The 22,427-nt window shown below is 51.6% G+C and carries 19 protein-coding genes and 1 pseudogene; 12 read left to right on the forward strand and 8 right to left on the reverse strand.

Annotated features, from left to right (window positions below; genetic code table 11):
- The first annotated feature begins 93 nt into the window (after positions 1–93).
- The 6 genes and pseudogenes from FW415_RS19245 to FW415_RS19275 all read left to right on the forward strand — a co-directional run bounded on the left by FW415_RS19245 (position 94) and on the right by FW415_RS19275 (position 6,508).
- Entirely contained in the window at positions 94–678 is a 585-nt protein-coding gene (locus tag FW415_RS19245; protein ID WP_148388291.1) for a TetR/AcrR family transcriptional regulator, read from the forward strand.
- A 58-nt stretch (positions 679–736) separates the two neighbouring features.
- Complete coding sequence (locus FW415_RS19250; protein WP_148388292.1) at positions 737–1,480, forward strand: SDR family oxidoreductase; 744 nt, start codon at positions 737–739, stop codon at positions 1,478–1,480.
- A 67-nt stretch (positions 1,481–1,547) separates the two neighbouring features.
- A complete protein-coding gene (gene fabF / locus FW415_RS19255) occupies positions 1,548–2,798 on the forward strand; it encodes a beta-ketoacyl-ACP synthase II (protein ID WP_148388294.1) in 1,251 nt (416 codons plus the stop codon).
- A 354-nt stretch (positions 2,799–3,152) separates the two neighbouring features.
- Positions 3,153–4,601: a circularly permuted type 2 ATP-grasp protein gene (locus FW415_RS19260; protein ID WP_148388296.1), complete on the forward strand. Its 1,449-nt coding sequence runs from the start codon at positions 3,153–3,155 to the stop codon at positions 4,599–4,601.
- 16 nt (positions 4,602–4,617) lie between these two features.
- Positions 4,618–5,559 (forward strand): annotated as a pseudogene (locus FW415_RS19270) (alpha-E domain-containing protein).
- Positions 5,560–5,569: 10 nt separating this feature from the next.
- On the forward strand, positions 5,570–6,508 hold the full coding sequence (locus FW415_RS19275) for a transglutaminase family protein (RefSeq protein ID WP_148388302.1): 939 nt from the start codon (positions 5,570–5,572) through the stop codon (positions 6,506–6,508).
- A 67-nt stretch (positions 6,509–6,575) separates the two neighbouring features.
- Here FW415_RS19275 and FW415_RS19280 read toward each other — a convergent pair whose 3' ends face one another.
- Positions 6,576–7,826, reverse strand: coding sequence for a glutamate-5-semialdehyde dehydrogenase (locus FW415_RS19280; RefSeq protein ID WP_148388304.1), 1,251 nt, complete (start codon positions 7,824–7,826; stop codon positions 6,576–6,578).
- A gap of 19 nt (positions 7,827–7,845) precedes the next feature.
- Positions 7,846–8,880 carry a glutamate 5-kinase gene (gene proB, locus FW415_RS19285; protein ID WP_148390004.1) on the reverse strand — a complete coding sequence of 345 codons (1,035 nt, stop codon included), beginning with the start codon at positions 8,878–8,880 and terminating at the stop codon, positions 7,846–7,848.
- Positions 8,881–9,091: 211 nt separating this feature from the next.
- Here proB and FW415_RS19290 point away from each other — a divergent pair, with 211 nt between their 5' ends.
- Complete coding sequence (locus tag FW415_RS19290; RefSeq protein ID WP_148388306.1) at positions 9,092–11,473, forward strand: ABC transporter permease; 2,382 nt, start codon at positions 9,092–9,094, stop codon at positions 11,471–11,473.
- Here FW415_RS19290 and FW415_RS19295 read toward each other — a convergent pair.
- Positions 11,424–12,050, reverse strand: a complete 627-nt coding sequence (locus FW415_RS19295; protein ID WP_148388308.1) for a GDSL-type esterase/lipase family protein — start codon at positions 12,048–12,050, stop codon at positions 11,424–11,426. The two genes, FW415_RS19290 and FW415_RS19295, sit on opposite strands and share 50 nt — an antisense overlap.
- A 22-nt stretch (positions 12,051–12,072) precedes the next feature.
- Entirely contained in the window at positions 12,073–13,332 is a 1,260-nt protein-coding gene (gene kynU / locus FW415_RS19300) for a kynureninase (RefSeq protein ID WP_148388310.1), read from the reverse strand.
- A gap of 152 nt (positions 13,333–13,484) precedes the next feature.
- Here kynU and FW415_RS19305 point away from each other — a divergent pair, with 152 nt between their 5' ends.
- From FW415_RS19305 to FW415_RS19315, 3 genes are all read left to right on the forward strand, one after another.
- Complete coding sequence (locus FW415_RS19305; protein WP_148388312.1) at positions 13,485–14,489, forward strand: outer membrane beta-barrel protein; 1,005 nt, start codon at positions 13,485–13,487, stop codon at positions 14,487–14,489.
- A 102-nt stretch (positions 14,490–14,591) separates the two neighbouring features.
- Complete coding sequence (locus FW415_RS19310) at positions 14,592–15,023, forward strand: SRPBCC domain-containing protein (RefSeq protein ID WP_148388315.1); 432 nt, start codon at positions 14,592–14,594, stop codon at positions 15,021–15,023.
- Positions 15,024–15,082: 59 nt separating this feature from the next.
- Positions 15,083–15,577, forward strand: a complete 495-nt coding sequence (locus tag FW415_RS19315) for a RidA family protein (protein WP_148388317.1) — start codon at positions 15,083–15,085, stop codon at positions 15,575–15,577.
- A gap of 364 nt (positions 15,578–15,941) precedes the next feature.
- Here the strand turns inward: FW415_RS19315 and FW415_RS19320 are convergent, their stop codons facing one another.
- On the reverse strand, positions 15,942–16,130 hold the full coding sequence (locus FW415_RS19320; protein WP_148388319.1) for a hypothetical protein: 189 nt from the start codon (positions 16,128–16,130) through the stop codon (positions 15,942–15,944).
- Between the two features lie 275 nt (positions 16,131–16,405).
- On the opposite strand from FW415_RS19320, the gene FW415_RS19325 reads away from it, so the two are divergent.
- On the forward strand, positions 16,406–18,430 hold the full coding sequence (locus FW415_RS19325) for a glycoside hydrolase family 76 protein (protein WP_168208896.1): 2,025 nt from the start codon (positions 16,406–16,408) through the stop codon (positions 18,428–18,430).
- A 221-nt stretch (positions 18,431–18,651) separates the two neighbouring features.
- Here the strand turns inward: FW415_RS19325 and FW415_RS19330 are convergent, their stop codons facing one another.
- Complete coding sequence (locus FW415_RS19330; protein WP_148388323.1) at positions 18,652–19,626, reverse strand: GlxA family transcriptional regulator; 975 nt, start codon at positions 19,624–19,626, stop codon at positions 18,652–18,654.
- A 220-nt stretch (positions 19,627–19,846) separates the two neighbouring features.
- On the opposite strand from FW415_RS19330, the gene FW415_RS19335 reads away from it, so the two are divergent.
- On the forward strand, positions 19,847–20,641 hold the full coding sequence (locus FW415_RS19335) for a DUF2231 domain-containing protein (RefSeq protein ID WP_168208897.1): 795 nt from the start codon (positions 19,847–19,849) through the stop codon (positions 20,639–20,641).
- Positions 20,642–20,679: 38 nt separating this feature from the next.
- Here the strand turns inward: FW415_RS19335 and FW415_RS19340 are convergent, their stop codons facing one another.
- Both FW415_RS19340 and FW415_RS19345 read right to left on the reverse strand, forming a co-directional pair.
- On the reverse strand, positions 20,680–21,087 hold the full coding sequence (locus FW415_RS19340; RefSeq protein ID WP_148388327.1) for a VOC family protein: 408 nt from the start codon (positions 21,085–21,087) through the stop codon (positions 20,680–20,682).
- A gap of 149 nt (positions 21,088–21,236) precedes the next feature.
- Positions 21,237–21,728 carry a DUF6265 family protein gene (locus FW415_RS19345; RefSeq protein ID WP_148388329.1) on the reverse strand — a complete coding sequence of 164 codons (492 nt, stop codon included), beginning with the start codon at positions 21,726–21,728 and terminating at the stop codon, positions 21,237–21,239.
- Between the last annotated feature and the right edge of the window lie 699 nt (positions 21,729–22,427).

Here is a 22,427-nt window from a genome sequence, read left to right on the forward strand (position 1 = left end):
CCGTCATGGGAACAGGAGCAAAATAGCATCAAAGAAATATTTTGTAAATAATACCGATTGGTATATTTTTGTATCGCAAAGTCACCCATCCATATGAACAAAGGAGAAAAAACAAGGCAGTTCATTATAGAAAAAACGGCGCCCATCTTCAACGTGAAGGGCTACGCCGGAACTTCCCTGTCCGATATGACGGAGGCGACCGGCCTTACTAAAGGCAGTATTTACGGGCATTTTGCAAATAAGGATGAGGTAGCGCTTGCGGCATTCGACTACAATCTTCAGCAAGTGATGCAGACGGTGCGGAGGGAGATGGAACAGAAAAACACCATCCGGGAAAAGCTGGCGGTATTCATAGCCGTATATAACAATTTTCTGAAACAGCCGCTGCATGGTGGCTGTCCCATTCTGAACACAGCCGTGGAAGCGGATGACACGCATCCCGCACTCCGGAAAAAGGCCGCGGATGCGATCCACAACTGGAAGAAGATGCTCGTACAGCTGATCGAAACAGGGATAAAACAGCAGGATATCTCCCCCACTGTTCATGCGGAGCAGCTGGCGCTGACCATTATTGCCACTATTGAAGGCGCCATGATGATATCGAAACTGACCGGCAAGCCGGCCTATCACAAACTGATCATGGCTTCCGTTGAAAACATGGTCAAATATCCCGGCTGATTTTTTTTGCTTAAAAATATACCGATCGGTATATTATCATTATATAAAAAACAAAAACATGAAAACAACGAACAACACGGTATTGATAACAGGCGGCAGCGCGGGTATTGGCCTTGCGATGGCCCGTTTATTCGTGGCAAACGGCAACCGGGTGATCATCACCGGCCGCAATGCAGAACGGCTGCAGGCTGCGGCGGCAGAGCTGGAAAATGTAACGGCCATCGTTTGCGACGTGAACAGCGAAGCAGATGTACAGCAGTTGACAGACCGGGTGCAGCGGGACTTCCCGGAGCTTAACATCCTCATCAACAATGCCGGCACGGCATACGCCTATACCTTGTCCGCCGGTTCCCTGGCGGCGGAAAAGGCAAAAGACGAGATGCTGACCAACTACTTCTCCGTGATCCACCTCACTGAAAAGCTGCTGCCGGTGCTGCAGCAGGCAGCGGAAGCCGCTATTGTGAACGTATCTTCCATCGTGGCCTTTGTACCGTCCTCCGGCGTTCCTACTTATTCCGGCAGCAAGGCGGCGCTGCATTCCTATACCCAGTCATTACGCCTCTCGCTGGCAGGCAGTCCCGTGAAGGTATTTGAATTGATGCCCCCGCTGGTGAATACGGAATTTTCCAGGGCAATCGGTGGTGAGCACGGTATCCCCGCCGGCGTTGTTGCAGCGGAATTGCTGCAGGCATTGCAAACCGGGGTTTATGAGATACATGTCGGGCAAACAGCCGATATTTATCAGCTTTCCCGTTCAGCCCCCGCAGAAGCTTTACTGGCCATGAACAGCAGCATTCATTAACAATGAAAAAAAAATTTGAATATACCTTTGCCGTTCGGTACATTTATCGGTACAATCCATGAAAAAGATGAAACGAGTTGTTATTACAGGCCTGGGGGCCATTACACCATTGGGAAATTCTGTCGATACCTTCTGGGAAAACATTGTAGCGGGCAAAAGTGGTGCAGGGCCTCTGACCAAATTTGATACAACGAAATTCAAGACGCAATTCGGCTGTGAGGTAAATGGCTTTAATGCAGAGGACTATATTCCGAAAAAGGATATAAAGAAATATGACCTTTTTACGCAGTATGCTATCGCTGCCAGTGATGAGGCTATCCGGGATTCGGGGCTTGATTTCACAACGATGGAAGCCAGTGAGCGTTATGAGGTGGGGGTGATATGGGCTTCCGGCAATGGCGGCATCGGCACCTTCGAAGCGGAAGTGAGGGATTTTTATGCCGGCGACGGCACACCCCGCTTCAATCCTTTCTTTATCCCGAAGATGATCGCGGATATTGCCGCAGGCGTAATATCCATACGCCACCAGCTGCACGGCCCGAACTATTGTACCGTATCAGCATGCGCTTCTTCCAATACGGCCATCATTAATGCGTTCGATACTATCCGGCTGGGCAAGGCTCTGGTCATGGTAGCCGGTGGCTCGGAAGCGCCCATCACGGCATCTTCCATCGGCGGGTTCAATGCCTCCCAGGCTTTATCCAAACGCAACGAAGCGCCACAACAGGCATCCCGTCCATTTGACAAGGACAGGGACGGCTTTGTGATCGGCGAAGGCGCCGGCGCCCTGATACTGGAGGAATATGAGCACGCCGTTAAAAGAGGGGCCAGGATACATGCGGAGATCGTGGGCGGCGGTATGGCCGCAGATGCATTCCACCTCACCGGCACACCGCCGGACGGCCTGGGCGCTTACCTCGGCATTACCAAAGCCATGGCCGATGCCCAGATAAAACCGGAGCAGATCAGCTACGTCAATGCACATGCTACTTCCACCCCGCTGGGTGATATCGGGGAACTCAATGGTATCAAAGCAGCCTTCGGTGATGTATCCGTTCCCGTGAGCGCTACCAAGTCCATGACCGGCCATCTCCTCGGCGCCGCAGGCGCCATTGAAAGCATCATCAGCGTAATGGCCGTAAAACATGATATCATCCCCGCTACCATCAATACGGTCAACCTGGATGAGAACATTCCCGCAAGCCTGCAGATCGTGCTTGGCAAATCACTGCATCAGCCGGTGCATTATGCACTGAATAATACTTTCGGTTTTGGAGGGCATACCGCCAGCTCCATCTTTAAAAAATACAGCGCGTAAGCGAACGGATATCCGGAATGAGGGGGGTGTTTCAGCAGTAATTTGATGAGTTTGAGAATCAAAATTACTTTTGACAACGCCCTCCTTTTATCCGGGAATTTTATCCGCAAATCTCATGAAGGCTGTTTTTACACACACAAGTTCCCTGCTCTTTAAAATACTTCCAACAATACCTCCTCTTAATGATCTCCCAAGGCATTACATCATATTATCAATGAAAATATATATCACAAATACAACAATAGATCATTCATACAAACAACATTTTTGTATTTTACCGAAGAATTAGCCATGTATCAACCAAAATTTTTCATCCATTGTTCCCACTTTTTATATTAATAAAATTTCTGTGTTATGAGTCTGACCGCTTTACTGGATGAATACAGTATAACAGATGGCATTTGGGACGAGATGTACGATACGCGGGATATCCGCCACCATTACAGTAAAGTGTTTGCCTCATTAAAACAGCTGGAGCTTTCCGCCCTCCAGGAGAAAGACAAGCTCGCCGGCGAATTGTTCATGAACCAGGGCATTACCTTCACCGTTTACAGCGACAATACCGGCATAGAACGCATTTTTCCTTTTGACATCATTCCCCGCATCATCACCGGCAGCGAATGGGATGTGGTGGAACGGGGGATCGCCCAGCGGCTGAAAGCACTGAACCTGTTCCTGAAAGATATATATTCAGATCAGCAGATCATCAAAGACAAGGTGGTCCCCGCATCGCTGATCGCCTCCTGCCCGCATTACAACCGCCATGTATTTGGCATCCGCGTACCGCATGACATTTATGTGCACATCTCGGGAATCGACCTGATACGGGGCGAGGACGGGCTGTTCTACGTACTGGAAGACAACCTTCGTACGCCCTCCGGCGTTAGTTACATGCTGGAGAACCGGGAAGTGACCAAGCGCATTTTCCCCGACCTGCTGGTGACCAATCATGTGCGCAGGGTGAGCAACTATCCCCTGCTGCTGCATGAAATACTTTTGCAGATGGCTTCCACGCAGATATCCAACCCCACGGTGGTGCTGCTGACGCCGGGCATTTACAACTCCGCTTATTACGAACATGCATTCCTTGCCCGCCAGATGGGCATTTCCCTGGTAGAAGGCCGGGACCTGGTGGTGGATAACCATAAGGTATATATGAAAACCACCAACGGTCTGAAACAGGTACATGTGATCTACCGCCGGATCGATGATGATTACATCGACCCGCTGACATTCCGGCCGGACAGCGCACTGGGGGTATCGGGACTGATGAGCGCTTACCGGAAGGGCAACGTATCCATTGTAAATGCGCTCGGCAACGGCGTGGCAGACGACAAGGCGGTGTACGCCTATGTTCCGGCCATGATAAAATATTATCTCAATGAAGAGCCTGTGCTCTCCAACGTTCCCACTTATGAACTGGGTGACCAGGAAGCCCGGGAGCATGTATTCCGGAACATCGGGAAGATGGTGATCAAACGCACCAACCAGTCCGGCGGATACGGCATGATCATGGGCAACAGCGTGCCGGAGGAAGAATGGGGCAAAGCCAGGGCAGAGATCGAAAAAGACCCGCGCAGCTTCATCGCCCAACCGATCATCAAACTCTCCACCTCCCCCTGTTTCATAGACGGCATGTTTCAACCCCGGCATGTTGACCTTCGCCCGTACGCACTCTACGGCCCAAGAGGCGTGCAGATCGTTCCGGGCGGCTTAACCCGCGTTGCCCTGCGCAAAGGCTCCCTGGTGGTCAATTCCTCTCAGGGCGGCGGCAGTAAAGACACCTGGGTGGTGGACTTTTAACAAGAAACAGATACTTATGCTCAGCAGAATCGCAGATTCCCTCTTCTGGTTAAATCGATATATGGAGCGCGCAGACGGCATGTTGCGCGTGGTTTCCACACACATTATATCCTTTCCTTCGATAAAGACGTGAGCGGCAATCCCACCTGGAAGCCTGTGCTGGAAATGTTCAGCACCATGCCGGAAGAAGAGATCGCCGTTATAGAAAGCAATACGGGGCTCGTACTGCAAACTCATTTCAGATACAGAAAATACCAACTCCCTGAAAATGATCCTCCACCGCGCCAGGGAAAACGCCCGCGGGGTGCAGGACCATATCACCAAAGAAGTATGGGAAGAAGTAAACTCCGTCTACCATCTGATGAACCAGCCCGGCATCAGCAACCGCCTGACCGGCGATCAGGCCATGGAAGTGCTGGACCTCTTCACAAGGCACAGCGTATTATACAACGGCATCACCCACATTACCATGGCGCGCGGCACGGGATGGAGCTTTATGAACCTCGGCAAGTACATAGAAAGATGCCTGGAAGCTATTGTATTGATCAACAAACAATACCAGCTGATCCAATATAACTATGATGAAGTGAAGGATATCATGCAGTGGCGTTACCTGCTGATGTCCCTCTCCGGTTATGAGCTGCACCTGAAAACATACGGTTCTTCCAACTATAATTACAACGTGCTGCACCAGGTGCTGTTCAACGAAGAATTCCCGCACTCCGTACTGTACTCCCTCAGCCGGATAGAAAGGCACCTGAAGGAAGTAGCCAGCGGCAACAGCTCCGAAAACAATGCTGCATTGCTCCGCTGCTTCGGACGGCTGTACAGCAAAGTGCGGTACAAGGACATGGAATCGCTCAACCCGCAAACTCTGCAACAGTTCCTGGAAGAAATCCGGCTGGACCTCTTGCAGTTCACCAAACAGCTGACACAGCATTTTTTTTCTTACGCCTAAGCTTACAATTATGCCTACATTCAAGATCCACCATATTACCAAATACGAATACGACAGGCCGGTCAGCGAGAGCATGAACGAAATAAAAATATTCCCCTACCAGTGCCGCGGACAGGAAACACTGCAGCATGATATGCTCATCACCGGCCAACCTGATGTGCAGACCTTTACGGATTACTGGGGAAACAAGACCGGCAGTTTCAACCTGCTGCCCGCCCACAAGGTCATGTCCATCGAAAGTAAACTGGTGGTGAGAACAACGGCCACTACGCAGCTGGACATCAACTTCCACACCGGTTTCGGACAGCTGAAAAAAGAAATGGAAGACAACCTGTATCTCATAGAACTGGCTACACCGGACAGGATCAGGTCCCAGCCCGAAATAGACCGGATCATCAGCACCATCCCGCCGCAATATGTGAGCGTAGCCGCTGTAGTGGAATATTGCAGCGAATACATCTACAAAAATTTCAAATACATCAAAGGCATCACCAATATTGAAACCACGGTGGATGAGATACTGCAGCACCGTTCCGGCGTTTGCCAGGACTTTGCCCACCTGATGCTCCAGATACTCCGGTGTTACCACGTCCCCGCCCGTTACGTAAGCGGGTATATTTGTCCGAATAAAGACGGGATGCGCGGCCAAGGCGCAACGCATGCCTGGGTGGAAGCCCTGATACCGGAATACGGCTGGGCGGGTATTGACCCTACCAACAACGTATGGGTTACCAACAAACATGTAAAACTTTCCGTTGGAAGGGATTTTGCGGACTGCAGTCCGGTTAAAGGCACGTTCAAAGGCCCCGCGCGCCAGGTACTTACGGTTACCGTATCTGTAGGTTATGAGAACGGTGACGTGTTTGAGGAGATCAACAATGTGCATTTGCCCGACCAGTTCAATTTACCGGAAGAGGAAGCGATGGACGGGGTGTTTGCCGGGCAATGAGCGGCTTCAGTGAAGACGTGATCGCGCGCTGTTGACACATCCGCTGAAACATCCTTAAACATACAGATCACTCCCTGATCTGCCCATCGCCGTATACCACCCATTTTTCCGTCACCAGCTTTTCCAGCGCAAAAGGCCCGCGGGCATGCAGCTTCTGGGTAGAAATACCGATCTCCGCGCCCAGTCCGAATACCCCGCCATCCGTGAACCGCGTGGACACGTTGACATATACGGCGGCGGCATCCACTTCATTCAGGAACCTTTCGGTAAGCGCTTTATCATTGGTAATAATGGCTTCAGAATGCCGGGATGAAAAACGGCGGATATGCTCCAGCGCTTCTTCCGCATTGTCCACCACTTTTACGGAACATTTGAAATCCAGGAACTCCCGGCCGAAATCTTCCGGTTTTGCCCTGGACAGCATGGGATATCCTGCTGCTTCAAGAATGGGGTATGCCGTTTCCTCGGCAAATATCTCCACATCATGCGCCGCGAGGGACGGCGCTAGCAGTGGCAGGAAATCCTTTGCCACAGCGCGGTCTACCAGCACCGTGTCCAGCGCATTGCAGACAGAGGGGCGGGAGACCTTGGCATTGGTCACGATACCCGCCGCCATAGCCAGATCGGCCGTGCTTTCCACATAAGTGTGGCAAACCCCTGCTCCGGTTTCGATCACCGGCACACGGGAGTTTTCCCGTACATATTCGATCAGCTGCTGGGAACCTCTGGGGATGAGTATGTCGATGTATTTTACGGCCGTGAGCATTTCCGCTATAAACGCGCGGTCCGTGGGCAGCAGCTGCACGGCTTCGGGATCGCTTCCTGCTTCCTGCAGGGCTTCACGGATGATGCTGACGAGCATGGTATTGGTGTAAAAGGCATCGGTACCGCCTCTCAGCACGCAGGCATTGCCGGAGCGGATGCAAAGCGCGGCCACATCTACCGTTACATTGGGACGGGATTCATAGATAACGCCTACTACGCCGAGCGGAACGGTTTGCTTGCGCACCAACAAGCCGTTGTCCAGTCTTTTTTCCGATATCACCTGGTTGGACGGATCAGGCAGCAATGCAATGTCCTCCAGGCTCTGCGCCAGGGCAAGAATACGCGCTGTGTTCAACAGGAGACGATCTTTCTTCGGGTCCGTATCCGGCATCCTGTCCAGGTCCTTCCTGTTCTCCGTAATGATCGCATCCGTTTGCGCAACAAGCTTTTTCCCCAATGCCTTCAGCAGGGATTGCTTTTCCGCATCCGGCAGGGATTTGATCCCGCGGGTGGCTAACTGCGCTTTTTCCAGCAAGGGTAATATCGATTCCATAACGTTCAGTTCTGTTTAATTACAACAACACAATATCATCGGCATGCGCCACTTCCATATTTTGCGTTTTACCGGCAGCGGCCAATGCATCGGATGATACTTTGGCACGGGCCACGGCAATCACCGTCTGCTGTTCATCCACAATTTCGAATACTTCCCCGCATTCGAACTTCTCCTGCACAGCCTTAACACCTACTGCCAGCAGGCTGTGCCTTTTCCGCAGCGCCTGTCCAGCCCCGGCATCTACCTGTATGCGGCCGGTCACCAGGCTTCCGCTGGCCAGCCATTTCTTTCTGGCCGGCATGCTGCAGGGTAACGGCAGGCAAAGCGTACCGGTTTTCCCTTCAATGGCCAACCGGATGCCTTCGGGCGTACGGATGCCGAATATCACCACTTTAATGCCCATTCTTGTGGCCAGGCGCGCGAAGGTGAGCTTCGATACCATGCCGCCCAAACCGAGGGAAGATTTCTTCGTATCCGCCAGCCCAAGGGCCTGCTCATCGATCACATCGATCTGCGGAACGACCTTTCCTTCCTTATCCAGCACGCCGGCTACCGATGTGCTGAACAGCAGCAGGGAGGCGCCGAATCCCACGGCGATCAGCGTGGCCAGTTCATCATTATCCGAAAATTTCAACTCCAGGTCGCTCACCACATCATTTTCGTTGGCAATGGGAATGATACCGCTGTCCCATAGTTCCTCATATGTTTTCTTCAACTGCAGGAACTGGTTCCTGTTGGAAAAATGCTGGCGCTCGCAAAGGCTCTGCGCTACGGGAATGCCGTATCCTGCAAAGTAATGGGCGTAACGGCTCAGCAGCAGCGGATTACCGATGGCAGCAGCGGCTTTGCGCTCACTGATGGTACCCCCGTAATCTTTCAGATATTTTTTCCCGGCTGCCACAGCGCCGGAAGACACCAGCACAATATTGTAATCCTGATGCACTTCAGATACCTGCCTGGCGATATCTGCCACAACGGACTCATCCAGCTCCCCGTTTTCACGGGTGATGGAAGCCGTTCCGAATTTTATAACGAGTATGGGCCTGGTCAATTTGTTCACTTTAGGGGCGTAAAAATAGTGAACCGGGACTGGATTTCAGCATGAATGGCCAAAATGATCCTCCAATTGTCCGCTTTTGAACAGTTCCCGTTCATATCTGAACGTATATTTACATCCGGAAAACGTTCAAATCCCTTATAGCAAAGGTTTTGCAAACATGGCAATGTTCTTGTTGACCGCTTTCCGTAAAAAATCTTCCGTCATGTTCGGTAACTTCTTCAAAATAGCGATCAGGAACCTGCTGAAGCAAAAAAGCACTTCCTTCATCAATATTTTCGGCCTGGCTATGGGTATGGCCGTAGCGCTGCTGATCGGCTTATGGATAAAGGATGAACTGGCCTACGATCGTTATCATGATAATTACGACCGTATCGCGCGGGTCTTTCAGCATTACAGCAGAGGCGATGAAGCCGGGGTAGGCGATGCTGTGCCTATCCCCCTTGCCGCGGCGCTCCGCAATGCCTATGGCAGCGATTTTACATCCGTGGTAATGTATTCCCCCAATGGCCGGCATAATATTGCCGTGGGAGAGAAAAAGTTCTCTCAACTGGGTCATTTCATGGAAGCCGCCGGCCCGGAAATGCTCTCACTCCGGATGCTGCAGGGTGCGCGAAACGGCCTGGCTGACCCGTATTCCATCATGCTGTCCGCCTCCCTGGCCAACAGCCTCTTCGGGGAAGGAAATGCGGTAGACAACGTCGTAAAGCTGGACAACCGCCTGAACCTGAAGGTGACCGGTGTGTATGAAGACCTGCCGGATAATTCCAGCTTCAGCAACATGAGCTTCATAACGCCCTGGGAATTGTTTATTACCGAATGGCAATGGGTGAAAGACATGAAAGACGAATGGAACAACAACATGACGGAGCTGATGGTGGAAATAGCACCCGGCACCGATATGAAAGCCCTGTCTGCAAAGATATCCGCCTTGAAAACACAGTTCGTAAAAGAGGACAATGACGTTACGGCTTCGCTCTTCCTCCACCCGATGCGGAAATGGCACCTCTATTCCAATTTCGAGAACGGTGTCAACAAAGGCGGCCAAATACAATTCCTCTGGTTATTCGGCACTATCGGGCTGTTCGTTTTGCTGCTCGCCTGTATCAATTTCATGAACCTCAGCACTGCCCGCTCTGAAAAACGGGCGAAGGAAGTGGGCATCCGCAAAGCCATCGGTTCCGTCAGGGGCCAGCTTATCCGCCAGTTCTTCTGTGAATCCGTACTGGTATCCTTTATTGCCTTCTTACTGTCCCTCCTAGTGGTGCAACTCACGCTCCCCTGGTTCAACCAGGTGGCGGACAAAAGTATAAGCATTCCCTGGGGGCAGCCCTGGTTCTGGCTGTCCGGCATCGGCTTCAGCCTTTTCACCGGTTTCATAGCCGGCAGTTACCCGGCGCTCTACCTGTCTTCCTTTCAGCCGGTCAAGGTACTGAAAGGCACCTTCCGCGCAGGCCGCTACGCCGCGCTGCCGAGAAAAGCCCTGGTGGTACTGCAATTCTCCGTATCGGTATTGCTGATATCCGGTACCGTGATCATTTATAAACAGATCCAGTTTGCGAAAGACCGGTCTCCGGGTTATGAACGCAATGGCTTAATATCTGTACAGATGACCACTCCGGAGATCTACCAGCATTACCAGGCATTGCGGCGCGACTTGCTCAATTCCGGCGCCGCCGCGTATGTGGCCGTGTCGCAAGGCCCGCTGACCAATATCTGGTCATGGAACGGCGGATTTACATGGAGAGGTAAAACTCCGGGAACAAACGATGGTTTTGCTACCGTTGGCGTGGAACATAGTTATGGAAAAACGCTGGGCTGGCAATTCCTGGAAGGGCGCGACTTCTCCATCGACTTCCCGACGGATTCTTCGGGGCTTATCCTGAACGAAGCCGCCGTGAAATATATCGGGATCGAACACCCTGTAGGGGAATCCATAACATGGAGAAACAAACGCTACACCGTACTGGGAGTGGTGAAAGACGTGATCATGACCTCCCCGTATGAACCGGTGCCCAGAATGATATTTTACGTCCTGCCGGAACCGGGCAACTTCGTCAATGTAAAGCTGGATCCGGCAATGGGAACAGGAGAAGCCATGAAAAGGATCTCCGCGTTATTCAAAAAGCACAACCCCGCCGCACCCTTCGAATACACTTTTGCCGATGAGGAATATGCGCAGAAATTCGGCGTGGAGGTGCGGATTGGCAAGCTGGCCACCTTCTTTGCCGCACTGGCCATTCTGATCAGTAGCCTCGGTTTGTTCGGACTGGCTTCCTTTATGGCGGAGCAGCGCACAAAAGAGATCGGCATCCGGAAAGTGATGGGCGCATCGACCTTCAATTTATGGCGGATGTTATCGAAAGACTTCGTGATACTGGTACTCCTCTCCTGCTGCATTGCCACGCCGCTGGCCTGGTATTTTCTGCGGCAATGGCTGCTGAAATATGAATACCATACCACCATGCCCTGGTGGATATTTGCAGGCGTAGGCGCCGGCGCACTGCTGATCGCGATGCTGACGGTGAGTTATCAGGCTACGAAAGCGGCCCTGGCGAACCCGGTGAAGAGTTTGCGGTCGGAGTAGACTTCCCCCAAACCGCCGCGATCTTCTCCGCCCAGCTGCTATACACTTGCCCGGAAGGATGCAACTGGTCCGCCACAACGCTCTCCGGCAACATCCCGTTCCGCCGGTATTCAGTAGTGATATCGATATAATCAAAACCTTTGTCCGCACTGATCTTTTTATTGATATCATTGAACCGGTCTATTGCGGCGCTGATCCCGGAATGATCCCGGTCGTTCGCAAAAGGCGTAACACCCCAGTCCGGAATGCTGATGACGATCACTTTATCCGTCAGCTCCAATGCCTTTGCGGCAAGCCATTCAAAGGTGGCTGCATAGGCTTCCTCCGGCATGCCGCGGTACTGGTTGTTTACGCCGATGAGCAGGCTTACGTAATCATACGACGGCAGCAAACGTATCTGCTGCATATGCGATATCAGCTCATCACTGGTCCATCCCGTTCTGGCAATGATCTCCGGAGCCTGCAGCTGCTGTCCTGCGGCGCGCAATAACTGCAGCGCCTGGTAAGGATAACTTTCATAAATGGGAACACCTTCACCGATAGTATAGGAATCTCCCAATGCCAGCCATGTTTTCATCTGTTCTGTTTCAATTATCCGGTTAGAAATTCTTCAGCACTTCATAAAAACGGTACACATCCATGAAGGAGCAATACAGCGGTGCGGGCGCCAGGCGGATCACACCGGGCTCACGGTAATCGCAGATAATGCCCTGCTCCATCATCTTCGCATGAATGGCTTTGCCGTTCTCGGGGAAGAAAAGGGATAGCTGAGCGCCGCGCTGCTGCGGATCTGCGGGTGTGATGATCTCGCAGGGCAAAGGTGATTGCTGCAACAGGAACTCCAGGTAGGCGGTCAACGTAATGCTCTTCTCCCGCAACCTGTCTATCCCCGCTTCACTGAATATTTCCAGGGATGCTTTCAGCGCTGCCATGTTAAACACCTGTGCGGTGCTGACCTGCCAGCCTGCGGCGCCTTTGCGGGGGATGAACCCTTTCTCCATCCTGAAACGCGTACTTTCATCATTACCCCACCATCCGGCTAACCGGGGAAATGAAGTGTCATTACCGAATCGCTCGTGTACATACAGGCCACCGGCTGCGCCTGGACCGGCATTCAGGTATTTATAGGAACACCATACGGCAAAATCCACCTCCCAGGCATGCAATTGCAACGGGATGTTGCCGGCCACATGCGCGAGATCGAAGCCAGCGTATGCACCGGCCTTATGTGCGGCTGCAGTGATGGCCGGAAGATCGTAGAACTGGCCGGTGTAATAATTGATGCCGCCCATCAGTACAAGTGCCAGTGATGCCCGGTGATCGTGAATGGATTGCAGGATATCCGATGTTTCCAGCAGCTTTGCACCGGGGCGGGGCTTCAGCTCGATAATGGTATCATCGGGATCAAGGCCATGGAGTTTTACCAGGGTTTCCAGGGCATACTGGTCGGAAGGGAAAGCTCCGGCTTCCATGATGATGCGGAACCGCGCTTTATCCGGACGGTAAAAGCTTTGCAGGATGAGGTGAAGGTTGACGGTAAGTGTATTCATGACCGTTACCTCATCTTCGCTGCAGCCCATCATACCGGATAAGGTCTTGCTGAAATTGTACTGGTAATACAACCAGGGGTTCCTGGCCCGGAAGTACCCTTCCACGGCCATATTCTGCCAATCCTCCAGCTCCTGCCGGATTGCTGCCGATACGGATCTTGCCTGTAACCCTAAAGAATTGCCGCAAAAATAAATACTGTCGTTCCCCTGATGCTGAGGGAAGTGGAATTGGTTTTTGAATGAAGCTAACGGATCTGCGGCATCCATTCGCTCCGCATAGGGAGCAGACGCTTCAAATGGTGGTCTCATGCCTGCAATATACAGAAATAACAGCAGGTGCAAATACCGCTGCGCACCGTTTCCCGGACAAACGAGAACCTCATAACCATTTAACAACCATAGCATAACGCAGGCCGTCCGGGAAAAAATCGGTAACTTTCCAATAACCAAAACAATTTTATATGAACCGCATACACCTGACCCAGTTGGCGGTATTGGTATTGTTCTTCGCAAGTACCAGCTTAACCCGTGCACAGACCGCGAAGCCCGTAAAGTTTTATATGAAAGCAGCCGGCGGATACTTTTTCAGTGTGTCACCCGGACAGTTTCCCGATGTGGGACCGTACCCGCCGCGGGATCAGCGCAACGCCGTAAATCCGGCCACCGGCGAAACCACCGTGATCTCGGAGAAAGTGCTGACCGGCTCTTACGGAGCAGGCGCCAGAGGGGGATTGACATTCGGATACCAGCTTAATCCTTATTTGGCGCTGGAAGGCACATTCAACTACTTCCGCAGCAGGGAAAACCTGATGACCCGGAACATCACTACCATAGAAGGAACGACCACCGTTGCCGGCAGCGTGGAATCAAGAGGATATGTGAATGCTGTCGACTTCGCTCCCAGCCTCGTGATCAGTCCGGGTTACGACAAGCTGAACCCTTACGTGCGCTTCGGGATGGTGGTACCTTTATGGGGCAGGCTGAATATCGAAACCGATGCCACACGCACCAGTGCCGTACCCGGACAACCCGCTAACGTTGTCGCACAAACGTCCATTCACCGGAAAGAAGAAGTGCACCCCAATCCGACGATCGGTTTCCAGGGTGCGCTCGGCGCCACATACGCCATATCTCCAAGGCTGGATATATTCCTGGAAGCGGAATACCGCAATGTGCCCGTCAAAAGCAAAAACAAGGAAGTGACCATTTATGATGAACGCACCACGGTCATCAATACCACAAACGGACAAGTCATTTCCCAGCAAAGCCGTGGGCTGGGCGACCTGAGCACCGCAGAAAGGGAAACCCGGTATGTCACCATACTGGATCAAAACTCCAATACGCCCATAGGTTCCTCCGGTACGGAAACAAATTATAAAAATGATGATGCCCCTGCCGATGAGCTGAAATCATATATCAATATCGGCGGTCTTGGCGCCAACCTCGGCATCAGGATCAGGTTTTAGATCAGATGCAGCATGCAGGGAAAATTTTATCCGGTCTGGCTGTGTAACCAAAAGGTTTCTTATATTTGTAACCAAACAGTTACATAAATAAATCTGCACATCATGAACAAAGCACCATTTGTAATTGAACGCACACTTGATGCCGCCGCTGATACCGTATGGCAGGCTATCACAAACCGGGACCAGATGAAGGAATGGTATTTCGATATTGCTGCCTTTCAGCCCGTGGTAGGTTTTGAATTTCAGTTTTCCGGCGGCAGTGAAGCGGAAACCTACGTCCACCTCTGCAGGGTGACCGCAGTGGAGCCGGGCCGGAAGCTGGCCTACACCTGGAAGTACCAGAATTATCCGGGCGAGTCCGAAGTGACTTTCGAATTGTTTCCGGAAGGGAATAAAACCAGGCTGAAGCTGACACATACCGGGCTGGAAACTTTCCCCGCCAACAAACCCGATTTTGCAAAGGAAAGCTTTGCTGCCGGCTGGACGGATATTATCGGCAATCTGCTGCCGAACTACCTGGCAGGAAAAAAATAATAAAAGCTGTCACACTTCGGGAAACAGGATTGTCTATCTGCTGAACAAATCATTATAACATGACAACCATAACTTCCTTTTTCCAGCGCGGCATCTCCGCACTGTTACTGTTAACAGCCGCAGGCAGCGCTACAGCTCAGCCATCAGGCAAACCCGCAGGCCACCGGATACTTAATCCGGCTGGCCTGTTCAATCCAAACCCTTACGGATTTTCGCATGTCTCGGTCGTTCCCCCGGGCAAATCACTGGTGTTTGTAGCGGGACAAGGCGGCGAACTGGAAGACGGCACCCTGCAGAACGATTTTCGCCTGCAGCTGAAACAGGTGTTCTCGAACCTTCGCACCGCCCTCGCCGCAGCAGGCGCCGGCCTTAACGATGTGGTGAAGCTGACAACACTGGTCACTGATCACAACGAAGAGAAACTGAAGATACTGGTGGAAGAATGCCGGCTGGCCTGGCCTGACGGCAATTATCCCGTCAACACCCTCATTCCGGTTCCCAGGCTGGCGCTGGATGGAATGCTGATAGAGATCGACGCCACAGCCATAAAGTAACTGCGGGTGCCGTACAGTGTGCCGGCTGTAGAGTATAACGGCTGCTTTAAAATGACCTCACAGCTATACGATGGTACAGGCATAAAAACCCGCAGGAACCAGAACCGGATCCATAAACACGGTACAGGCATAAAAACCGCAGGAACCGGATCCAAAAACGAGAAATCCAGATGAAACATTAAGTCAGACTGCTTTTTCAAACCAAAGGCTGATTTACAACTATCCGGATGATACTGTCATAAAAAAAGCTGGCTAAGAAGCCCGTACACTTTCCCGCAATTGATGCGAATACAGAAAGGACGAAAATACTTTTTAGCCAGCTCTTTTTGATTTCTCCGGGGAAAGGGTTCCCCGATTTGCCGCATCAGGGTTTTTTCTTCAGCTTTTCGTCTTTCAATACCTTCTTGTTGTGGGTAGTGTGGGTAGTATCACTGCCTTTGCTATCCTGCTCCTCATTCTTCCGGCTATCCAGGTTATCCCTGATCTCCGGTCTCGGTGTATGCACCATACCCTGTTTCGACTGCCGGTTGTTTTGACTTCTGGAAGTTTTCATAACACGATCATTTTCTTATACAAACGGAAAAATCATGCCAGCCATCCGGATATTTCAAGTGTAAATCCCGGAATTATTTTTTATATTTAGGAACGGCATTCCACGTACCGAAATGAGACCCGATATAATGAAATAAATGCCCGCCGTGAGCAGACAATGTGAGCCCTTTTAATTGTTTGAAAACCATTACAGACCCATAATCATCTCTTCATTCCACAAATTCCACGCGTATGTCACATTTTTCTACCCGATTATTTTTATGTGCCCTTTTTCTGATGGCTTTACAGGCACACCCGCTTAAAGCCCAGCTTTCCGCCTATGGCCCGGTGGCCGAAGCCCTGCAGGCCGGCACGCACAACCTGTTCATCTCCGGCAACGGGAACTATTACAAACAGAACAACACCAACAGCAGCACCTTCCATTACTGGTGGAACTCCAACGGTCTGGATGCGCTGACGGACGGATATATCCGCACCCGCTCGCAAACCTACCTGCAAAGAATGAAAACGCTGCTGACCGGCATCGGATCATCCAACGGCAATACCTATCTGAACCATTTCTATGATGATATGGAATGGCTCGCCATTTCCAGCCTCAGGGCTTATGAGCACACCGGTGACGCCGATTATCTGAACGTTGCCAATACGTTATGGACGGATATCCAGACGGGTATGCATCCCGAACGCAGTTATGCCGTGCAATGGAACAAAAGCGAGCCAAATTCCTTCAATGCCTGCTCCAATGGCCCGGCGATCATTTTTGCGGCAAGGCTGCACAGGCTCACCGGCAATGCCATAGCGCTGCAGCGGGCCCAATCCATTTACGCCTGGCAGAAAAGCGTACTGGTAGACCCGGTTAACGGTGCGGTATGGGACAGCTACAACGCTGCCACCGGCAACACCAATACATCCTGGATATTCTCCTACAACATCGGCACCTGGATAGGTGCGGCACTGGAACTTTACCTGATCACCGGCACGCAATCCTATCTCGATGATGCGATATTGACGGCCGAGTACGCCATGAGCAACCGGCTGACCGGCGGCGTATTCTTCACCAACGAAACGGGCGCGGGAGATGGCGGATTGTTCAAAGGAATATTCATCCGCTATTTTGCACTTCTCGCAAGGCAGGGCAACCTTCCCGCAGCTACGAAAACCCGCTATGAGAACGCCATCCGGTCCAGCGCACAAGCCCTCAACGGCCGGGGCATCAATCCTGCCAACCTGCTCACGAACCCGAACTGGACGACCAAACCCGGCACCACAACGGACTACTCTACGCAACTCAGCAGCATCATGCTGCTGGAAGCCGCTGCCACACTGGATCAGGTATTCTTCTACAAACACCTGAACTTCGGCGGCTATTCCGCCAGCTACGCGGCGGGCAGCTATACGCACAACGCCCTCATTGCCAGAGGCGTCAGCAACGATGATATCACTTCTATGACCATCCCTGCGGGATATACGGTGCAACTGTTCGAGCACGACAATTTCGCAGGCGCCAGCACCACCCGCACCGCTACACAGGGCTGGATCGGGGCGGACTGGAACGACCGGGTATCTTCCGCCATCATCAGCCGTACAGCGGGTGACGGGCTTTCCGGCGAATACTTCAATGGCATGAACTTCAATACCTTTCGTTTCAGCCGCAACGATGAAACGGTGAATTTTAACTGGGGCAACGGTTCACCGGATTACCGGGTGAATACGGACAGCTTCTCCGTACGCTGGACAGGAAAGATACAACCACAGTATTCGGAAGTGTACACCTTCCATGTGAACAGCGATAACGGCAGAAGGCTCTGGATCAATAACCAGCTGATCATCGATCAATGGATCGATGACTGGGGCGTGGAATACGCCGGCACCATCAGCCTTACGGCCGGGCAGCAGTACGACATCAGGCTGGAGTACTTCGAGCACAACGGCGGCGCAGGCTGCAAACTGGAATGGTCCAGCCCCTCCCTGACCCGGGAAGTGGTGCCGCAAAACCGCCTGTACCAACCGCTTTCAGGGGGCGGTATGGCCTACCGGCCAATGGGGACCAAGAGCGCGGAAAACGAACTGCTGCTCGTTGGCCCGAACCCTTTCAGGGATGCCGTAAAAGTGAATGTGAATGGAACAACAGCGGAAATGCTGGAAGTACGGCTGTATAATTTCAGCGGAATGGAAGCGATCCGGCCGCGAATGATCGCCAATGGGCAGACGGTGAACCTGTCCGCCGTGCCGGCTGGCGTGTACATCATGCGTGTAGTGGCAGACAGGAAAGTTTATACCAGGCGGTTGGTGAAATACTGACGGCCTTCAGCCGTATGAAGGGGCTGACTTGCTATGTTGAAAAACAAGTTTCCGGAAAAAAAGATTAAAAAGAATTTTAAGGCCGGTCCTTTCAGATCGGCCTTTTTACTTCCTCTAAAAAACAATTTTCGCTAAGCAGACATTGACAATGCAAGCGAACTGACCGCGTTTACGCGGCTCCCGGCCCCATCATTTTACGTTGCTGTCAGCCTCTTATGATATCAAGCCGTACTGCGGCTGTATTTCTTTCTGTATTCCTGCGGGGTAAGCCCGGTAACCCGTTTAAAAATGCTGCGGAAGGTCTTCAGATCATTGTACCCCACATCATACATCAGGGTGCTGATGTTCTGCGTGTTTTTCTCCAGCGCTTTTTTGGCGGATTCGATCTTCACCCGTTGCAGGTATTCCAACGGTGTATTCTGCGTAGCGCTTTTAAAACGCCTGATAAAATTCCGTTTGCTCATATTCGTCTGCTCCGCGATCTGCTCGATGGATATCTGCATATGATAGTTCTGTTCAATAAACGACTGCGCCCGCAGGATCTCCTCATCTTCATGGCGGCGCTGCCCCTGGAATACGGTAAAGTGCGCCTGGCTGACCCTGTCTATATCAATAGCGAACATTTTGCTGATCTGGATGCTGATATCCCTGCCGCAGAATTTCTCTATCAGGTACAATACGAGATTAAGCGATGAAAAAGCGCCGCCGCTGGTGTAAATACCCTCCTGGTCCGTCATCACAATATCCGCCAGCAGCTTCGCGTCCGGGTAACGCTGCTGCATATCCGCTATCGCCATCCAGTGGGAAGTACAGGCTTTGCCCTTCAGCACTCCGGCTTCCGCCAGAAAATAACTGCCAAAACAAAGGCTTGCCACTTCCGTACCGCTATCGTGCATGGACTTTATCCACTGAACAAGCGCCTCATTCTTTTTGAGCACTACATCCGGGTTGCCATTGAAAGCCGGGGCCAGCACCAGGTCCGTTTCATGTACTTCACCCAGCGTTTTGCAGCTGACAAGCTGGGCTGGTACATTCAACTGGATATTCCTGATCTTTTCACTAACCAGCGTCAATTCGAAAGCAGGCTCCTCGCCCGCAGCCTGCAACAGTTTGTTGGTACCTATCAGCAGGTCCATCACGCCGGAAACACAAGACAGGATAACATCCTCATATACAAGCATTGAAATTCTTTTCATGGCTTATCAGTTTTGCGGTTTTAGTGATGTAAACTTACACCCTTTCAACAACCGGAAAGAGGGCAAATGTGGCAATATAAGGGGATATTGCGACAAACTTAACAACAGTTCAGGCCCAAATGTTTACAAAAAACACCCCTCCCGCCTTTTTTTACTGCCCCTTCCCCAATGGCTTTGGCATACCGATTGTTTGACCGCTATTGATCAAAACAAACCGATCATGAAAAGCAAAGCATCCATTAACAGCCACCCCATACACCCCATGCTGGTTTCTTTTCCGATAGCATTCTTTACCGGCACGCTGCTGTTTGATGTGCTGGCCATTGTGCAGGAGAACGACGGTTACTGGCAGACGGGGCTGTACCTGGAAGCTGCGGGCATTGCCGCAGCCGTTTTCGCCGCTGTACCCGGCATCATCGACTATGTGGCTACCGTGCCGCCGAAAAGCTCCGGGAAAAAGCGGGCTACCCGCCATGCCCTGCTGAACGCCGGCATGCTGGTATTATTCATATTGGCATTGGTCCTCCGGGGGGACAGGTTGTATATGCCTTTCCTCATTATCGGGCTGGAGCTCGCCGGAATGGTGTTGCTGGTGTTCGCGGGATGGATGGGCGGAACGCTTGTTTACCGCAACCAGATAGGGGTAGATCCCCGCTATGCCGGCGCCGGTAAATGGAAAGAGGAATTTCTGCAGGGTGATGGGCCGGTTATCGTAGCGGAGGAAAACGAATTGGGACTGAACCAGATGAAACTGGTGCACCTGAAAGGGCAACGGATCGTGATCGGGAAAACGGAAGAGGGTTATGTAGCTTTTGAGGACAGATGTCCGCACCGGGGCGGCTCCCTGGCCGGTGGCCCCCTCATCTGCGGCACTGTACAATGCCCCTGGCATGGCTCGCAATTCAATGTAAAGACCGGTGCGGTGTATGCCGGACCGTCCAAAGAAGGCATCAGGGTATTCCCGTTGGTGGAAGCCAATGGCAAGATCTACCTCAACTATCATCAACGGGATTAGACGGAGACCGCCAATATAGCAGCCTCCGCCATGATCTCTTATTCCGTGGGCATGGCGCTCAAGTCCATATACATATACTCCCAGAGATGGCCGTCCAGGTCCTGAAAACCATGGCCGTACATGAAACCCTGATCCTGTTTTTCCTTCGGTGTTGTTGCACCTGCGCTAACGGCCTTGCTAATGATGTCGTCTACCTGTTCCCTGCTTTCAGCGGAGAGACATATGATCATTTCTGCAGCCTTCGTTGCATCCGCCACCGGTTTTTTGATGAACGAGGAAAAATACGGTTCTACCAGCAGCATAACGAAGATCTGGTCGGAGATGATCATGCAGGTTGCATTCTCGTCAGTGAACTGCGGGTTGAAGCTGTACCCTAGCTTAGTGAAGAATTCCACGCTTTTGCCAAGATCTTTTACCGGTAAGTTTACGAAAATCTGTGTTGCCATAAGATGAGTGTTTTATTGGTTTAGTGTTTTATTGGTTTGTTGATGCAAACATACCGTCATTTGAGGAAGGCCGCGGAGGGATGATACGACAACCTTTGGGGGGATTACGACAATCTTTTTCACAACCGGCGTCTGACGTTGCGGGGGTTTTACGGTTTAACACGGCTCATGGGAAACTCCCGCTTGCGCAACTGTCCGCCTGCCATTCCCGATATCTCCGCCAGTAAGGAATCCGCGGAAATGCGCACATACTTTATCATGGTCGGAAAATCATGTGCCGGATTTTCGAACACAAGGCTGTCCGGCCCCGAAGCAACGCGCCGGAACAGCACCGGCTGCGCGTTGTTCTGATCTTTAACCGTTGGAATATAATATAACTCCCCATCGCGCAACTCCAGCGATATCGTTTCCCTTACCAGGGTATCCCCGCCGCGCAACATGTAACTCATTCCTGAAAATGAGGAATCGCTGCTGCGCATCCAGCGTTCGTACAAAACACCGCGCGCCGTCTGTTGCTGCCATACGCCGGAAAGCCAGGCCGCATTTTCAATTTGCGAATATCGTGATGTGACTGCCTGCTGCAGATGACGGTTGCACGAGAGCAGCAGCATGGTTGTGAAGAATAATGCGGGCTTGTTCATATCAAGGGGTTTGCACACGAATATAAGATAAATCGCTCATGGGATATGCATTGCAACCGGTGACAGACCGGCAACGCGAATAAGGGTAAAGCAGCCTGATCACCAACAAGTCCGGTCCCCGCATCGATCAAAAAAACAGTGCTGTTATTCCACTGCCCCCCGACACTAAAAAACGATGCGATCTCAACACTGTCGCAATCGCCCCTACGCCTACAACTCCCTTCCACAAAGCATTTCCCGCCATCATTCGCTAAAATTCAAAAATTTTAGCAGCAGAAAACAAGGAAAGTTTATTTGAAAACTCAACCTAAATATGTACCTTGTGTCAACACATATAAAATATGTGGCTTTAATGATAACCCGATATAATGACGGCTTTATTGTTGAAGTTGCATGTAACCCGGAGCCATACTAAAACCCGATAAAAAATCAAGAAAAACCTCGATGTTAATAACCGGCATCGATAGTTTTCCGCCAGGAAAAACGTAAACGTTATGATTGTTAACAGATAAAAAATCAGTGCGAAATTTGAAGATCTAATCGAGCGAGCAAAGTCTGAAAAGGCAACGGCATCCCGTTTTTATTTATGTCAATTTATTTGGCTGGCCGGGCCGGCAAGGTGAACTATTGCCTGATCCCGCCGCAAAATTTCTGCTGACAAAACCGGCACAGGATAGCTATTGCCCGATCGTACCATTT

Source organism: Chitinophaga sp. XS-30 (assembly GCF_008086345.1).
Classification (GTDB): Bacteria; Bacteroidota; Bacteroidia; order Chitinophagales; family Chitinophagaceae; genus Chitinophaga.

Excerpts from the sequence above, each read along its gene's own strand:
- FW415_RS19245 (WP_148388291.1), top strand. The coding sequence starts at position 94 with ATGAACAAAGGAGAAAAAACAAGGCAGTTCATTATAGAAAAAACGGCG.
- FW415_RS19250 (WP_148388292.1), top strand. The coding sequence starts at position 737 with ATGAAAACAACGAACAACACGGTATTGATAACAGGCGGCAGCGCGGGT.
- fabF (WP_148388294.1), top strand. The coding sequence starts at position 1,548 with ATGAAACGAGTTGTTATTACAGGCCTGGGGGCCATTACACCATTGGGA.
- FW415_RS19260 (WP_148388296.1), top strand. The coding sequence starts at position 3,153 with ATGAGTCTGACCGCTTTACTGGATGAATACAGTATAACAGATGGCATT.
- FW415_RS19275 (WP_148388302.1), top strand. The coding sequence starts at position 5,570 with ATGCCTACATTCAAGATCCACCATATTACCAAATACGAATACGACAGG.
- FW415_RS19280 (WP_148388304.1), bottom strand. The coding sequence starts at position 7,826 with ATGGAATCGATATTACCCTTGCTGGAAAAAGCGCAGTTAGCCACCCGC.
- FW415_RS19290 (WP_148388306.1), top strand. The coding sequence starts at position 9,092 with ATGTTCGGTAACTTCTTCAAAATAGCGATCAGGAACCTGCTGAAGCAA.
- FW415_RS19295 (WP_148388308.1), bottom strand. The coding sequence starts at position 12,050 with ATGAAAACATGGCTGGCATTGGGAGATTCCTATACTATCGGTGAAGGT.
- kynU (WP_148388310.1), bottom strand. The coding sequence starts at position 13,332 with ATGAGACCACCATTTGAAGCGTCTGCTCCCTATGCGGAGCGAATGGAT.
- FW415_RS19305 (WP_148388312.1), top strand. The coding sequence starts at position 13,485 with ATGAACCGCATACACCTGACCCAGTTGGCGGTATTGGTATTGTTCTTC.
- FW415_RS19310 (WP_148388315.1), top strand. The coding sequence starts at position 14,592 with ATGAACAAAGCACCATTTGTAATTGAACGCACACTTGATGCCGCCGCT.
- FW415_RS19315 (WP_148388317.1), top strand. The coding sequence starts at position 15,083 with ATGACAACCATAACTTCCTTTTTCCAGCGCGGCATCTCCGCACTGTTA.
- FW415_RS19320 (WP_148388319.1), bottom strand. The coding sequence starts at position 16,130 with ATGAAAACTTCCAGAAGTCAAAACAACCGGCAGTCGAAACAGGGTATG.
- FW415_RS19325 (WP_168208896.1), top strand. The coding sequence starts at position 16,406 with ATGGCTTTACAGGCACACCCGCTTAAAGCCCAGCTTTCCGCCTATGGC.
- FW415_RS19330 (WP_148388323.1), bottom strand. The coding sequence starts at position 19,626 with ATGAAAAGAATTTCAATGCTTGTATATGAGGATGTTATCCTGTCTTGT.
- FW415_RS19335 (WP_168208897.1), top strand. The coding sequence starts at position 19,847 with ATGAAAAGCAAAGCATCCATTAACAGCCACCCCATACACCCCATGCTG.
- FW415_RS19340 (WP_148388327.1), bottom strand. The coding sequence starts at position 21,087 with ATGGCAACACAGATTTTCGTAAACTTACCGGTAAAAGATCTTGGCAAA.
- FW415_RS19345 (WP_148388329.1), bottom strand. The coding sequence starts at position 21,728 with ATGAACAAGCCCGCATTATTCTTCACAACCATGCTGCTGCTCTCGTGC.